Origin of the sequence: Enterobacter asburiae (assembly GCA_011754535.1) — a bacterium.
Classification (GTDB): Bacteria; Pseudomonadota; Gammaproteobacteria; order Enterobacterales; family Enterobacteriaceae; genus Enterobacter; species Enterobacter cloacae_N.
Window position 1 is genome coordinate 1,860,008 of sequence record JAAQVN010000001.1, and the last position, 13,167, is coordinate 1,873,174.

Annotated in this window: 15 protein-coding genes; 12 read left to right on the forward strand and 3 right to left on the reverse strand. The window is 57.5% G+C overall.

Annotation, left to right across the window (positions count from 1 at the left end; translation table 11 throughout):
* Positions 1–924, forward strand: coding sequence for a Gfo/Idh/MocA family oxidoreductase (locus HBM95_08725; GenBank protein NIH43009.1), 924 nt, complete (start codon positions 1–3; stop codon positions 922–924).
* A 129-nt stretch (positions 925–1,053) separates the two neighbouring features.
* The gene (gene murJ / locus HBM95_08730; protein ID NIH43010.1) at positions 1,054–2,589 is read left to right on the forward strand and encodes a murein biosynthesis integral membrane protein MurJ; all 1,536 of its coding nucleotides are present in this window, start codon (positions 1,054–1,056) and stop codon (positions 2,587–2,589) included.
* A 59-nt stretch (positions 2,590–2,648) separates the two neighbouring features.
* Here the strand turns inward: murJ and flgN are convergent, their stop codons facing one another.
* From flgN to flgA, 3 genes are all read right to left on the reverse strand, one after another.
* Positions 2,649–3,074 carry a flagella biosynthesis chaperone FlgN gene (gene flgN, locus HBM95_08735; protein ID NIH43011.1) on the reverse strand — a complete coding sequence of 142 codons (426 nt, stop codon included), beginning with the start codon at positions 3,072–3,074 and terminating at the stop codon, positions 2,649–2,651.
* A 4-nt stretch (positions 3,075–3,078) separates the two neighbouring features.
* Complete coding sequence (gene flgM, locus HBM95_08740; GenBank protein ID NIH43012.1) at positions 3,079–3,372, reverse strand: anti-sigma-28 factor FlgM; 294 nt, start codon at positions 3,370–3,372, stop codon at positions 3,079–3,081.
* Positions 3,373–3,465: 93 nt separating this feature from the next.
* Positions 3,466–4,125 carry a flagellar basal body P-ring formation protein FlgA gene (flgA, locus tag HBM95_08745; protein NIH43013.1) on the reverse strand — a complete coding sequence of 220 codons (660 nt, stop codon included), beginning with the start codon at positions 4,123–4,125 and terminating at the stop codon, positions 3,466–3,468.
* A gap of 157 nt (positions 4,126–4,282) precedes the next feature.
* On the opposite strand from flgA, the gene flgB reads away from it, so the two are divergent.
* The 10 genes from flgB to flgK all read left to right on the forward strand — a co-directional run bounded on the left by flgB (position 4,283) and on the right by flgK (position 13,163).
* Positions 4,283–4,699 (forward strand): flagellar basal body rod protein FlgB, encoded by a 417-nt coding sequence (gene flgB / locus HBM95_08750; protein NIH43014.1) that lies wholly within the window; start codon positions 4,283–4,285, stop codon positions 4,697–4,699.
* Between the two features lie 3 nt (positions 4,700–4,702).
* A complete protein-coding gene (flgC, locus tag HBM95_08755) occupies positions 4,703–5,107 on the forward strand; it encodes a flagellar basal body rod protein FlgC (GenBank protein ID NIH43015.1) in 405 nt (134 codons plus the stop codon).
* Positions 5,108–5,118: 11 nt separating this feature from the next.
* Positions 5,119–5,829 carry a flagellar hook assembly protein FlgD gene (gene flgD / locus HBM95_08760; protein ID NIH43016.1) on the forward strand — a complete coding sequence of 237 codons (711 nt, stop codon included), beginning with the start codon at positions 5,119–5,121 and terminating at the stop codon, positions 5,827–5,829.
* Positions 5,830–5,855: 26 nt separating this feature from the next.
* Positions 5,856–7,064, forward strand: a complete 1,209-nt coding sequence (flgE, locus tag HBM95_08765; GenBank protein ID NIH43017.1) for a flagellar hook protein FlgE — start codon at positions 5,856–5,858, stop codon at positions 7,062–7,064.
* 20 nt (positions 7,065–7,084) lie between these two features.
* Positions 7,085–7,840, forward strand: a complete 756-nt coding sequence (locus tag HBM95_08770) for a flagellar basal body rod protein FlgF (protein ID NIH43018.1) — start codon at positions 7,085–7,087, stop codon at positions 7,838–7,840.
* An 11-nt stretch (positions 7,841–7,851) separates the two neighbouring features.
* Positions 7,852–8,634: a flagellar basal-body rod protein FlgG gene (gene flgG, locus HBM95_08775; GenBank protein NIH43019.1), complete on the forward strand. Its 783-nt coding sequence runs from the start codon at positions 7,852–7,854 to the stop codon at positions 8,632–8,634.
* Positions 8,635–8,691: 57 nt separating this feature from the next.
* Positions 8,692–9,390 carry a flagellar basal body L-ring protein FlgH gene (gene flgH / locus HBM95_08780; protein NIH43020.1) on the forward strand — a complete coding sequence of 233 codons (699 nt, stop codon included), beginning with the start codon at positions 8,692–8,694 and terminating at the stop codon, positions 9,388–9,390.
* A gap of 12 nt (positions 9,391–9,402) precedes the next feature.
* Positions 9,403–10,494, forward strand: coding sequence for a flagellar basal body P-ring protein FlgI (locus HBM95_08785; GenBank protein ID NIH43021.1), 1,092 nt, complete (start codon positions 9,403–9,405; stop codon positions 10,492–10,494).
* A complete protein-coding gene (gene flgJ, locus HBM95_08790) occupies positions 10,494–11,447 on the forward strand; it encodes a flagellar assembly peptidoglycan hydrolase FlgJ (GenBank protein ID NIH43022.1) in 954 nt (317 codons plus the stop codon). Before HBM95_08785 ends, flgJ begins: the two co-directional genes overlap by 1 nt.
* A gap of 75 nt (positions 11,448–11,522) precedes the next feature.
* A complete protein-coding gene (flgK, locus tag HBM95_08795; GenBank protein NIH43023.1) occupies positions 11,523–13,163 on the forward strand; it encodes a flagellar hook-associated protein FlgK in 1,641 nt (546 codons plus the stop codon).
* Positions 13,164–13,167: the final 4 nt, after the last annotated feature.

The window sequence follows — 13,167 nt, forward strand, 5'->3', positions numbered from 1 at the left end:
GTGAAAAAATTACGTATTGGCGTGGTGGGGCTGGGCGGTATTGCGCAAAAAGCCTGGCTGCCTGTTTTAGGTGCGGCGACAGACTGGACCCTGCAAGGGGCCTGGTCACCCACGCGCGAGAAGGCAGAGCGTATCTGCGAAACCTGGCGCATCCCGTATGCCGCCTCCCTGCAGGATCTGGCCCGCGAGTGCGATGCGGTATTCGTGCATACCTCAACGGCAACCCACTATCAGGTGGTGAGCGAGCTGCTCAATGCGGGTGTTCACGTCTGCGTGGATAAACCGCTGGCGGAAAACGTTCAGGACGCGGAGCGGCTGATTGAGCGGGCGGCACGTAAAAACCTGACGCTGATGGTCGGTTTCAACCGCCGCTTCGCGCCGCTTTATCAGCAGCTGAAGGCGCAGTCGGGCACGCTCGCCTCGCTGCGGATGGATAAGCACCGTACCGACAGCGTGGGTCCGAACGATCTGCGCTTTACCCTTCTTGATGACTACCTTCACGTGGTGGATACCGCGCTGTGGCTGACCAACGGCGAAGCGCTGCTGAAAAGCGGCACTCTGGTCACTAACGAACAGGGGCAGATGGTGTATGCGGAACACCATTTTGCCGTTGAGCACCTTCAGGTCACCACCAGCATGCACCGCCGCGCAGGCAGCCAGCGGGAATCCGTGCAGGCGGTAACCGACGGCGCGCTGTACGACGTTACCGACATGCGGGAGTGGCGGGAAGAGAAGGGCAGCGGCGTGGTGACGCTCCCGGCGCCAGGCTGGCAAAGCACCCTCGAGCAGCGCGGTTTCGCGGGATGTGCCCGCCACTTTATCACCTGCGTGCAAAATCAGACGGTTCCTGAAACGTCCGGCGAGCAGGCCATTCTGGCGCAGCGCATTGTGGAAAGACTCTGGCGCGATGCCATGAGCGAATAACTCGCTGTAACATCTGCAGATAGTAATTCGTTGAAATCCGGTTAGACTAAGCGCCGCCTGTTGGCTTTGCCGGGTGGCGCTTACGCTTACCCGTCCTGGAAATCCGTATGGTTCTGGAAATTCACGTTAATGAACTTATTAAAATCGCTGGCGGCCGTCAGCTCGATGACCATGTTCTCTCGCGTACTCGGTTTTGCGCGCGATGCCATTGTGGCAAGGGTCTTTGGTGCAGGGATGGCAACGGACGCCTTTTTCGTTGCGTTCAAGCTGCCTAACCTGCTGCGTCGCATTTTTGCTGAAGGGGCGTTCTCCCAGGCGTTCGTTCCCATTCTGGCGGAATATAAAAGCAAGCAGGGTGAAGATGCGACGCGCGTATTTGTCTCTTATGTCTCTGGGTTGCTGACCCTGGCGCTGGCCGTGGTGACCGTCGTCGGTATGCTGGCCGCGCCCTGGGTGATTATGGTGACCGCACCTGGTTTTGCCGACACGGCAGATAAATTTGCCCTGACTTCGCAGCTGCTGCGCATTACCTTCCCCTATATTCTGCTGATCTCGCTGGCCTCGCTGGTGGGGGCGCTCCTGAACACCTGGAACCGCTTCTCCGTTCCGGCGTTTGCGCCGACGTTTCTCAACGTCAGCATGATCGGTTTTGCGCTGTTCGCCGCGCCGCACTTCAACCCGCCGGTGCTGGCGCTGGCCTGGGCGGTCACCGTGGGCGGCGTGCTGCAGCTGGCGTATCAGCTGCCGCATCTGAAGAAAATCGGCATGCTGGTGCTGCCGCGCATCAATCTTAAAGATGCCGGGGCGATGCGCGTAATTAAGCAGATGGGGCCTGCCATTCTTGGCGTCTCCGTCAGCCAGATCTCGCTTATCATCAACACCATCTTTGCCTCTTTCCTGGTGTCCGGTTCCGTTTCGTGGATGTACTACGCTGACCGTCTGATGGAGTTCCCGTCCGGCGTGCTGGGCGTGGCGCTGGGGACCATCCTGCTGCCGTCGCTGTCGAAAAGCTTTGCCAGCGGCAACCATGATGAGTACTGCCGCCTGATGGACTGGGGCCTGCGTCTCTGCTTCCTGCTGGCCCTGCCCAGCGCGGTGGCGCTGGGGATCCTCGCCAAGCCGCTGACGGTGTCGCTGTTCCAGTACGGGAAATTCACCGCGTTTGACGCCGCGATGACCCAGCGCGCGCTGATAGCCTACTCGGTGGGATTGATGGGGCTGATTGTCGTCAAAGTGCTGGCGCCGGGGTTCTATTCGCGTCAGGACATTAAAACGCCGGTGAAAATTGCCATCGTGACGCTGATTATGACCCAGCTGATGAACCTGGCATTTATCGGCCCGCTGAAGCATGCCGGACTGTCGCTGTCTATTGGTCTGGCGGCCTGCCTGAATGCCGGGCTGCTTTACTGGCAGCTGCGCAAGCAGGATATCTTTACGCCGCAGCCGGGCTGGGCAAGTTTCCTCGTGCGTTTGGTTGTGGCGGTGCTGGTGATGTCTGCGGCACTCATCGGGATGATGTACGTCATGCCGGAGTGGTCCCTGGGCACGATGCCCTATCGTCTGATGCGCCTGATGGCCGTGGTGGGCGTCGGGGTGGTAGCGTATTTCGCCACGCTCGCCGTGCTGGGCTTCAAAGTGAAAGAGTTTACCCGCCGTACGGCATAAACGCCAAAAGGGGAGTTCACCTCAGGGTGCTCCCCACTGCATGATTTGTCGCTGATGCGTCAAATCGAAATCTTTTTTACACCCGCAATACGCGCAGTCGCCGTCTGACCATCCGCGCCGTACAGTCCGGTTTCTTTATGCGGCTTCAGCACCTCAAGCGCCTGCTGATTGCGCTCAATCTGCCCTTCAAGCAGCCAGCCGTTATGCTGGTTGAGATCGCGCAGATGCTGGGTTTTTTCGGTAATGGTCTGCCAGCGCTCAACAATATCGTCATTGGCGCTGCGCTTCGGATCCTGCTCGGCGCGGCGCTGCTGCTCCAGATAATCCAGCGTCGCCAGCAGCGAACTCTTATCTTCAGTAATACGCTGCAGCGCGCTGCCGTTGATGTGGCCGGAAGAGAGATGCTGCTGTTCAGCGTCCATTACCGTTTTCAGGTCGTTCAGGACAACCGTCATTTGATCCAGTATTTCTGACAGTCGACTCATACGGTTAGTTACTCTGTAAGAAACTCTGTGCTTCCTGAATCAGGGCGTCAGCGATTTTGCTGGTGTCCATTTTCAGCTCACCGTTGCGAATAGCCGTTTTCAGCGCTTCAACACGTTCCATATTGATATCGTTGCTGCCTGGCTGCATCAGTTTTGCCTGGGCATCGCTCAGGGTCACGCTGGTGCTGTTAGACGTTGACGGTTTTTCCAGACGCGTTTTCTGAGGGGTAGCGTCGTTCGTTTCGCGAGGCTGTACAGCGCTTACCGGCTTCAGGGCTGATGTACGATCAATGCTCATAGTGTTGTCCTCATCGAGGGTTCGCGGCGTTTGCGCCTGACATCATCATTAGTTGAATATTTATCGGCACGCGCCGCGGAATCTTTAAAAAGATTATAGGTTAATCAGAATATTCCCATCAGAATCGACGGTTCCGCTAACCACCTGGCCCGAGGACATTCTGACACGGGCGTTTTGCGCCACCGCAGCATTGTTTAACGCTTTCCCTTCACTGTTGATGCTAAAGCCATCTCCGTTGGCGACCACCATCACCTGCTGTCCTGCTTTAACACGCCACGCCTGGCGAAGCATGGAGAGCTGAATCGGCTGGCCCGGGGCCACGTCGCGCAGGCTGACGGCGTCCTGTGCCTGGTTCATTTCCAGCATTGTCCGTGGCGGAAGCTGGTCCAGACGCCCGCGCTTCAGCGTCACGCTGTTTGCCTGGAGCGTGCTGCCACGCGCAATGGGTACGGCGGCGACAACATAATTGCCCGTCGCCTGAACTGCAACCTGTAAATAGCGTTTTTCGTTGGCGCAGCGTGCCAGCACGTTCACATTGCCCCACAGCTTCGTGGTCCCCGTCACGCTGAATGACGGTTGCTCGCAGGTCGGATACAGATTCGGCGGCGTACGGATGGTCACGTTAACTTCGTCGCTAAAGCCCGCCAGCTTCTGGGCAAAAAAATTCGTCAGCGCATTCTGTAAATCCCCGGCCTGCACCAGAGGGCTAAACAGCAAGACGGTTGCCATCAGGCCACGTTTTAACGTTTGCATCGCAAGTTCCACCGTTTCCAGAGTTGGGTAAATTCTACCTGCAGTGGTTTTGCATCAACGGAATAAATAGCGACGCATTTTGCGCTTATTCCGTCGATAGGGGAGACCGGGTGAGATTTAAGCTGTGAACTGAAATTTTGCCATCAGCGGAGGAGACATGCTCGATAAACTCGACGCCGCGTTACGTTTTCAGCAGGAAGCGCTCAATTTACGCGCCCAGCGGCAGGAGATTTTAGCCGCCAACATCGCTAACGCCGATACGCCCGGGTATCAGGCGCGCGATATTGATTTTTCCAGTGAACTCAAAAAGGTGATGGAGCGTGGACGTGCCGAAGGAACGGGTGTTGCACTCGCCATGACATCCTCTCGCCATATTCCTGCTCAGGCGATGACCGCGCCAGCGACCGATTTACTTTATCGCATCCCCGACCAGCCTTCACTCGACGGTAACACCGTGGATATGGACCGGGAGCGTACGCAGTTTGCCGATAACAGCCTGAAATACCAGACGGGCCTGACCGTACTCGGCGGACAAATCAAAGGCATGATGAACGTCCTGCAGGGGGGCAACTGATAAATGGCCTTGCTGAATATTTTTGATATCGCCGGCTCGGCGTTAACCGCTCAGTCAAAACGGCTGAACGTGGCAGCCAGTAACCTGGCGAACGCCGACAGCGTGACCGGACCTGACGGTCAGCCTTATCGTGCTAAACAGGTTGTGTTTCAGGTCGACGCTGCGCCAGGTGCGGCAACGGGCGGCGTGAAGGTGTCTGACGTGGTAGAGAGCCAGGCGCCGGACAAGCTGGTGTACGAGCCCGGTAACCCGCTTGCGGACGCTAACGGATACGTGAAGATGCCTAACGTGGACGTGGTGGGCGAGATGGTGAACTCCATGTCGGCGTCCCGTAGCTACCAGGCGAACGTCGAAGTGCTTAATACCGTGAAGAGCATGATGCTCAAAACACTGACTCTCGGCCAGTAAAGGAGACATGCATGTCCATCGCCGTAAATGTGAATGATCCTACGAACACAGGTGTTAACAACACCAAAAGTTCGACAAGCTCCAGCTCCCTGACGGGAAGCAATGCCTCCGATTTGCAGAGCAGCTTCCTGACGCTGCTGGTAGCGCAGCTTAAGAACCAGGATCCGACTAACCCAATGCAGAACAACGAACTGACCACGCAGCTTGCGCAGATCAGCACCGTGAGCGGCATTGAGAAACTGAACACCACCCTGGGTTCCGTCTCCGGTCAGATTAATAGCGCCCAGTCCCTGCAGGCTGCAAGCCTGATCGGTCACGGCGTGATGATCCCGGGTACCACTATTCTTGCGGGTACCAGCACCACCGAGGGTACATCGACCACCACCACTACGCCGTTCGGCGTGGAATTGCAGCAGGCGGCTGACAAAGTGACCGCGACGATCACCGACTCAACCGGCGCCGTGGTTCGCACCATCGATATTGGCGAGTTGAAGGCGGGCGTTCACACCTTTACCTGGGACGGCAGCCTGACCGACGGCACGAAAGCACCAAATGGCTCCTACAAAGTCGCGATTAGCGCCAGCAACGGGACAACCCAGCTGGTGGCGCAGCCGCTGCAGTTCGCGCTGGTTCAGGGCGTGATTAAAGGGGGCGACGGCAACAAACTGGATTTGGGTACCTCCGGTACCACCACACTCGACGAAGTTCGGCAGATTATCTAAGCCTTAACACTTATCAGGAGTAAGTCATGGCCTTTTCTCAAGCGGTCAGCGGCCTGAATGCTGCGGCCACCAACCTGGACGTCATTGGCAACAACATCGCCAACTCCGCGACCTATGGTTTTAAATCCGGTTCTGCTTCCTTTGCAGACATGTTTGCCGGTTCCAAAGTGGGTCTGGGCGTAAAAGTTGCGGGCATCACTCAGGACTTTACCGACGGTACCACCACCAACACCGGTCGTGGCCTGGACGTTGCCATCAGCCAGAACGGTTTCTTCCGTATGGTCGATGCAAACGGCTCGGTGTTCTACAGCCGTAACGGCCAGTTCAAGCTGGACGAAAACCGTAACCTGGTGAACATGCAGGGCATGCAATTAACGGGTTATCCGGTTGCCGGAACGCCATCAACGGTTCAGACCGGTGCGAATCCACAGGCGATTAATATCCCGACCACACTGATGGCCGCGAAATCCACCACCACGGCTTCCCAGCAGATTAACCTCAACTCCACCGATGCCGCACCGACCGCCGCCTTCGATCCGGCTAACCCGGATACCTACAACAAAAAAGGTACGGTAACCGTCTTTGATAGCCAGGGTAATGCGCACAACATGAACCTGTTTTACGTCAAAGATGCGACCCCGGCTAACTCCTGGAAAGTGTACGCCCAGGACGGCAGCGTAGCAGGCAGCACGGCGGCAGTGGCCACGACGTTGACCTTCGATAATAACGGTACGTTGATTGGTGGTGGAAACATCAACATCACTACCGCGACTATCCCAGGTGCGGACCCGGCGACCTTCGCCATGAGTTTTGCTAACTCCATGCAGCAGAACACCGGTGCGAACAATATCGTGGCGACCAACCAGAACGGCTTCAAGCCGGGCGACCTGGTGAGCTATCAGATCAACGATGACGGCACCGTCGTCGGGAACTACTCCAACGAGCAGACTCAGGTGCTGGGCCAGATCGTGCTGGCGAACTTTGCCAACAACGAAGGCCTGAAATCTGAAGGCGATAACGTCTGGTCGGCTACCCAGTCCTCCGGCGTGGCGCTGCTGGGTACGGCGGGAACCGGTAACTTCGGCACGTTGACCAACGGCGCGCTGGAAGCCTCTAACGTGGACCTGAGTAAAGAACTGGTGAACATGATCGTCGCGCAGCGTAACTATCAATCGAACGCGCAGACCATCAAGACCCAGGATCAGATCCTCAACACGCTGGTTAACCTGCGTTAAGCGGCTAACAGGAAAGCGCAATGGATCACGCAATATATACCGCGATGGGCGCGGCAAGTCAGACGCTCAGCCAGCAGGCCGTTACCGCCAGCAACCTGGCAAACGCCTCGACGCCGGGCTTTCGCGCGCAGCTGAATGCGCTGCGCGCGGTGCCGGTGGAAGGGCTCTCCCTGCCGACCCGTACGCTGGTGGCGGCATCGACCCCGGGCGCAGACATGACGCCAGGGCAGATGGATTACACCTCACGCCCGCTGGACGTTGCCCTGCAGCAGGACGGCTGGCTGGCGGTGCAAACGGCGGACGGCGGTGAAGGCTATACCCGTAACGGGAATATCCAGGTCAGCGCGACCGGCCAGCTGACGATTCAGGGGCATCCGGTGATGGGTGAAGCGGGCCCGCTGAACGTGCCGGAAGGCTCTGAGCTGACCATCGCCGCGGACGGCACCATCTCGGCGCTGAACCCGGGCGACCCGGCCAATACCGTTGCCCCTGTTGGTCGTCTGAAGCTGGTCAAAGCGGAAGGCAAAGAGGTGCAGCGCGGCGACGACGGCATGTTCCGTCTGACCCAGGCGGCCCAGGCTACTCGTGGTGCCACGTTACAGGCCGATCCGAGCATCCGCGTGATGTCCGGCGTTCTGGAAGGCAGCAACGTCAAGCCGGTCGAAGCGATGACCGACATGATCGCCAGCGCCCGTCGTTTTGAAATGCAGATGAAAATTATCAGCAGCGTGGATGAAAACGCGGGCAAGGCTAACCAACTTCTGTCTATGAGTTAACAGGACTCTTTATGATCAGCTCCTTATGGATCGCGAAAACTGGCCTGGACGCGCAGCAAACCAACATGGATGTGATTGCCAACAACCTGGCAAACGTCAGCACCAATGGTTTCAAGCGTCAGCGCGCCGTTTTCGAAGATTTGCTTTATCAAACCATCCGCCAGCCGGGCGCGCAGTCTTCTGAACAGACGACGCTGCCGTCAGGTCTGCAGATCGGTACCGGCGTTCGCCCGGTGGCGACCGAGCGTCTGCACAGCCAGGGCAACCTGTCTCAGACCAACAACAGCAAAGACGTGGCAATCAAAGGTCAGGGTTTCTTCCAGGTGCAGCTGCCTGACGGAACCTCTGCCTATACCCGTGATGGTTCCTTCCAGGTCGATCAGAACGGTCAACTGGTGACGGCGGGCGGTTTCCAGGTTCAACCTGCGATCACCATTCCGGCGAACGCCCTGAGCATTACCATCGGCCGTGACGGCATCGTGAGCGTGACCCAGCAGGGGCAGGCCGCGCCGGTCCAGGTCGGACAGCTCAACCTGACCACCTTCATGAACGATACCGGCCTGGAAAGCATTGGTGAGAACCTCTACACCGAAACGCAATCCTCCGGTACGCCAAATGAAAGTACGCCGGGCCTGAACGGTGCCGGTCTGCTGTATCAGGGGTATGTAGAAACCTCCAACGTGAACGTGGCGGAAGAGCTGGTAAATATGATCCAGGTCCAGCGCGCGTATGAAATTAACAGTAAAGCAGTCTCGACGACCGATCAGATGCTGCAGAAACTGACGCAACTCTAAGGCGTAGCCCGGTGCGGTAAACCCCGCACCGGCTCCCTGTTTTCGAAGATGAAGGCAATGCAAAAAAACGCGGCGTTTCGTTATCCGATACTGACTGTTCTGGCTGTCACTCTCAGCGGGTGCGCTTTGATCCCGTCTAAACCATTGGTCCAGGGTGCGACGACTGCCCAACCCGTTCCTGGCCCTGCGCCAGTGGTAAACGGCTCCATTTTCCAGACCGCGCAGCCGATTAACTACGGCTATCAGCCGCTGTTTGAAGATCGCCGCCCGCGCAATGTTGGCGATACATTGACCATTGTGCTGCAGGAAAACGTCAGCGCGAGCAAGAGCTCGTCGGCGAACGCCAGCCGCGATGGCAAAACCAATTTTGGCTTCGACACCGTTCCACGCTATCTGCAGGGCCTGTTCGGCAATGCCCGTGCGGATGTTGAGGCTTCCGGCGGCAACACCTTTAACGGTAAAGGTGGCGCAAACGCCAGCAATACCTTCAGCGGTACGCTGACGGTTACGGTTGACCAGGTGCTGGTTAACGGCAATTTACACGTCGTGGGTGAAAAACAGATCGCCATTAACCAGGGCACTGAATTCATTCGCTTCTCGGGCGTGGTGAATCCACGCACCATCAGCGGCACCAACACCGTTCCGTCCACCCAGGTGGCGGATGCGCGCATTGAGTACGTCGGTAACGGCTACATTAATGAAGCGCAGAATATGGGTTGGCTGCAGCGCTTCTTCCTTAATTTATCGCCGATGTAAGCGAGGTGACCCATGTTTAAATCGATCTTCGCCGTGGCGCTGGTTCTTGTAGCAACGTTTGCCCAGGCTGACCGCATCCGCGATCTCACCAGCGTTCAGGGCGTCCGCCAGAACTCGCTGATTGGCTATGGCCTGGTGGTGGGGCTGGACGGTACCGGTGACCAGACGACCCAGACGCCGTTTACCACCCAAAGCTTGAACAACATGCTTTCCCAGCTCGGCATTACCGTGCCGGCAGGAACCAACATGCAGCTGAAAAACGTGGCCGCGGTAATGGTCACTGCCTCTTACCCGGCGTTTGCGCGCCAGGGGCAGACCATTGACGTGGTGGTCTCCTCAATGGGTAATGCCAAAAGCCTGCGCGGCGGTACGCTGCTGATGACCCCGCTGAAAGGCGTCGACAGCCAGGTCTATGCTCTGGCGCAGGGTAACATTCTGGTTGGCGGTGCGGGTGCATCGGCAGGCGGAAGCAGCGTGCAGGTGAACCAGTTGAACGGCGGACGTATTACCAACGGCGCGATCATCGAGCGTGAGCTGCCGACCCAGTTTGGCGCAGGCAACACCATCAACCTGCAGCTGAATAATGAAGACTTCACGATGGCGCAGCAGATTGCCGATACCATCAACCGCAGCTATGGCAATGCCACGGCGCTGGATGCGCGTACCGTGCAGATACGCACCTCTACCGGCAGCAGCAACCAGGTGCGCATGCTGGCGGATATCCAGAATCTGGAAGTGAACGTGCCGGTGCAGGATGCCAAAGTGATCATCAACTCCCGTACGGGGTCCGTGGTGATGAACCGGGAAGTGTCGCTGGATAGCTGCGCCGTGGCGCAGGGTAACCTGTCGGTGACGGTTAACCGTTCTGCCAACGTCAGCCAGCCGGATACACCATTTGGTGGCGGCCAGACGGTGGTGACGCCACAAACGCAGATTGATTTACGCCAGAGCGGCGGCTCTCTGCAGAGCGTGCGCTCCAGCGCCAACCTGAACAGCGTGGTGCGTGCCCTGAACGCGCTGGGCGCGACGCCGATGGATCTGATGTCCATTCTGCAATCCATGCAAAGCGCGGGCTGCCTGCGCGCCAAACTGGAAATCATCTGATGCTGACCGATAGCAAACTGTTGACCAGTGCCGCCTGGGACGCCCAGTCGCTCAACGAACTGAAAACCAAAGCAGGTAAAGACCCGGCGGCGAATATCCGTCCGGTCGCCCGCCAGGTAGAGGGGATGTTTGTTCAGATGATGCTGAAAAGCATGCGCGAAACCCTGCCGAAAGACGGGATGTTCAGCAGCGATTCAACGCGTCTTTACACCAGCATGTATGACCAGCAGATTGCGCAGCAGATGACCGCCGGTAAAGGCCTCGGTCTGGCTGACATGATTGTCAAACAGACCGCCGCCGCACAGGGTGTTCAGCCAGAAGAGCAGCCGCAGCAGGTGCCGATGAAGTTCGATCTGGAAACGGTGACCAGTTATCAGAACCAGGCGCTGACGCAGATGGTGCGTAAAGCGATACCGAAGGCAACGGGCAGCGGCGACGAGGCGCTCTCCGGTGACAGCAAAGACTTCCTGGCGCAGCTATCTCTGCCTGCGCGACTGGCCAGTGAACAGAGCGGCGTGCCTCACCATCTGATTCTCGCCCAGGCCGCGCTGGAGTCGGGCTGGGGCCAGCGCCAGATCCGCAAGGAAAACGGCGACCCGAGCTTTAACATCTTCGGCGTGAAGGCCACCTCCAGCTGGAAAGGGCCGACCACGGAGATCACCACCACCGAATACGAGAACGGTGCGGCGGTGAAGGTGAAAGCGAAATTCCGAGTTTACAGCTCTTATCTGGAAGCACTGTCCGATTATGTCGGGCTGCTGAGTCGAAATCCGCGTTACACCGCCGTTACGCAGGCGGCGACGGCGGAGCAGGGCGCTCAGGCCCTGCAAAACGCGGGCTACGCGACCGACCCGAACTACGCGCGCAAGCTTACCAGCATGATCCAGCAGCTGAAATCCATGGGCGAGAAGGTCAGCAAAGCCTATAGCGCAGATATTGAAAATCTGTTCTGAAAGTTCTCAAGTCCCGGTGGAGGTTGCCGATAACCTTCATCAGGACTCGTGTCTGAACGTATAAAAGGAACCCCCATGTCCAGTTTGATTAACAGCGCCATGAGTGGCCTCAGTGCCGCGCAGTCGGCACTCAATACCGTCAGTAATAATATTTCAAGCTACAACGTGGCAGGTTACACCCGCCAGACGACGGTGCTGGGTGCATCTAACAGCACGCTGACCGGCGGTGGCTGGGTGGGTAACGGGGTGTATGTCTCCGGTGTCCAGCGTGAATATGACGCTTTTATCACCAACCAGCTACGCGCCGCGCAGACGCAGAGCAGCGGCCTGACCACACGCTATCAGCAGATGTCAAAAATTGACGATGTGCTCTCCGATACTACCAACTCGCTTTCCACCACCCTGCAGGATTTCTTTAAAAGCCTGCAAACGCTGGTGAGCAACGCGGAAGACCCGGCTGCGCGTCAGACGGTGCTGGGAAAAGCGGGCGGCCTGGTCAATCAGTTCAAAACTAACGATCAGTATCTCCGCGATCAGGATACGCAAGTCAATACCGCAATTGCGACCAGCGTTTCGCAGATCAACAACTACGCCAAACAGATTGCCAATCTGAACGATCAGATTTCCCGCCTCACAGGCGTCGGCGCGGGCGCATCGCCTAACGATCTGCTCGACCAGCGCGATCAGCTTGTCAATGAGCTGAACAAAATCGTGGGCGTGGAAGTCTCTGTTCAGGATAGCGGCACGTTTAACATCTCTTTCGGCAACGGCTACAGCCTGGTGCAGGGCAGCAAAGCTAACCAGCTGGCGGCCGTGAAGTCCAGCGCCGATCCTTCCCGTACCACTATCGCCTACGTCGATGAGGTTGCGGGCAATGTCGAGATCCCGGAAAAGATGGTTACCACCGGCTCGTTAGGCGGCTTGCTGACGTTCCGCGCTGAAGATCTGGATAAGGCCCGTAACACTCTGAACCAGATGGCGCTGGCATTTGCTGACGCGATGAACAAACAGCATGAGGCCGGCTTTGATGCCAACGGCGATGCGGGCGGCAAGCTGTTCGGCTTTGGTTCTCCGGCTGTGCTTTCTAACAGCAAAAATAGCGGCTCGGCGGTCGTCAATGCCACCGTTGCGGACAGCACCAAAGTTCAGGCAACGGACTATAAGCTGCAGTTTAACGGCACCGACTGGACCATTACCCGTACCTCGGACAAGACCAGCTTTACAATGAGCCCGGATGCCAGCGGCAATCTGTCGTTTGATGGTCTCAACGTGAACGTCAGCGGTTCGGCAAACGCTAAAGACAGCTTTACCGTGAAGCCTGTGTCCGACGTCATCATGAACATGGAACTGTCCATCAGCGACGAGTCCAAACTGGCCATGGCCGCGGTGCAGAACGGCGGTGAGAGCGACAACCGCAACGGGCAGAAAATGCTCGATCTGCAAAACAGCAAAGTGGTTGGCGGAAACAAAACCTTCAACGATGCCTATGCCTCACTGGTCAGCACCGTGGGTAGCACCACCGCTTCACTGAAAGTAAGCAGCCAGACGAAAGCCAACGTGGAAACGCAGTTAATCAAGCAGCAGCAGACCATCTCTGGGGTAAACCTTGACGAAGAGTATGGCAACCTGCAGCGTTATCAGCAGTATTACCTCGCCAACGCGCAGGTGCTTCAGACTGCCAGTACGCTCTTCGATGCAATTATCAACATTCGTTAAGGTT

Bases quoted from the DNA above. Each gene is read 5' to 3' on its own strand.
- HBM95_08770 (NIH43018.1), top strand. From the start codon at position 7,085: ATGGATCACGCAATATATACCGCGATGGGCGCGGCAAGTCAGACGCTC.
- flgA (NIH43013.1), bottom strand. From the start codon at position 4,125: ATGCAAACGTTAAAACGTGGCCTGATGGCAACCGTCTTGCTGTTTAGC.
- flgE (NIH43017.1), top strand. From the start codon at position 5,856: ATGGCCTTTTCTCAAGCGGTCAGCGGCCTGAATGCTGCGGCCACCAAC.
- flgN (NIH43011.1), bottom strand. From the start codon at position 3,074: ATGAGTCGACTGTCAGAAATACTGGATCAAATGACGGTTGTCCTGAAC.
- HBM95_08785 (NIH43021.1), top strand. From the start codon at position 9,403: ATGTTTAAATCGATCTTCGCCGTGGCGCTGGTTCTTGTAGCAACGTTT.
- flgB (NIH43014.1), top strand. From the start codon at position 4,283: ATGCTCGATAAACTCGACGCCGCGTTACGTTTTCAGCAGGAAGCGCTC.
- flgC (NIH43015.1), top strand. From the start codon at position 4,703: ATGGCCTTGCTGAATATTTTTGATATCGCCGGCTCGGCGTTAACCGCT.
- flgH (NIH43020.1), top strand. From the start codon at position 8,692: ATGCAAAAAAACGCGGCGTTTCGTTATCCGATACTGACTGTTCTGGCT.
- flgD (NIH43016.1), top strand. From the start codon at position 5,119: ATGTCCATCGCCGTAAATGTGAATGATCCTACGAACACAGGTGTTAAC.
- flgM (NIH43012.1), bottom strand. From the start codon at position 3,372: ATGAGCATTGATCGTACATCAGCCCTGAAGCCGGTAAGCGCTGTACAG.
- flgK (NIH43023.1), top strand. From the start codon at position 11,523: ATGTCCAGTTTGATTAACAGCGCCATGAGTGGCCTCAGTGCCGCGCAG.
- flgJ (NIH43022.1), top strand. From the start codon at position 10,494: ATGCTGACCGATAGCAAACTGTTGACCAGTGCCGCCTGGGACGCCCAG.
- flgG (NIH43019.1), top strand. From the start codon at position 7,852: ATGATCAGCTCCTTATGGATCGCGAAAACTGGCCTGGACGCGCAGCAA.
- murJ (NIH43010.1), top strand. From the start codon at position 1,054: ATGAACTTATTAAAATCGCTGGCGGCCGTCAGCTCGATGACCATGTTC.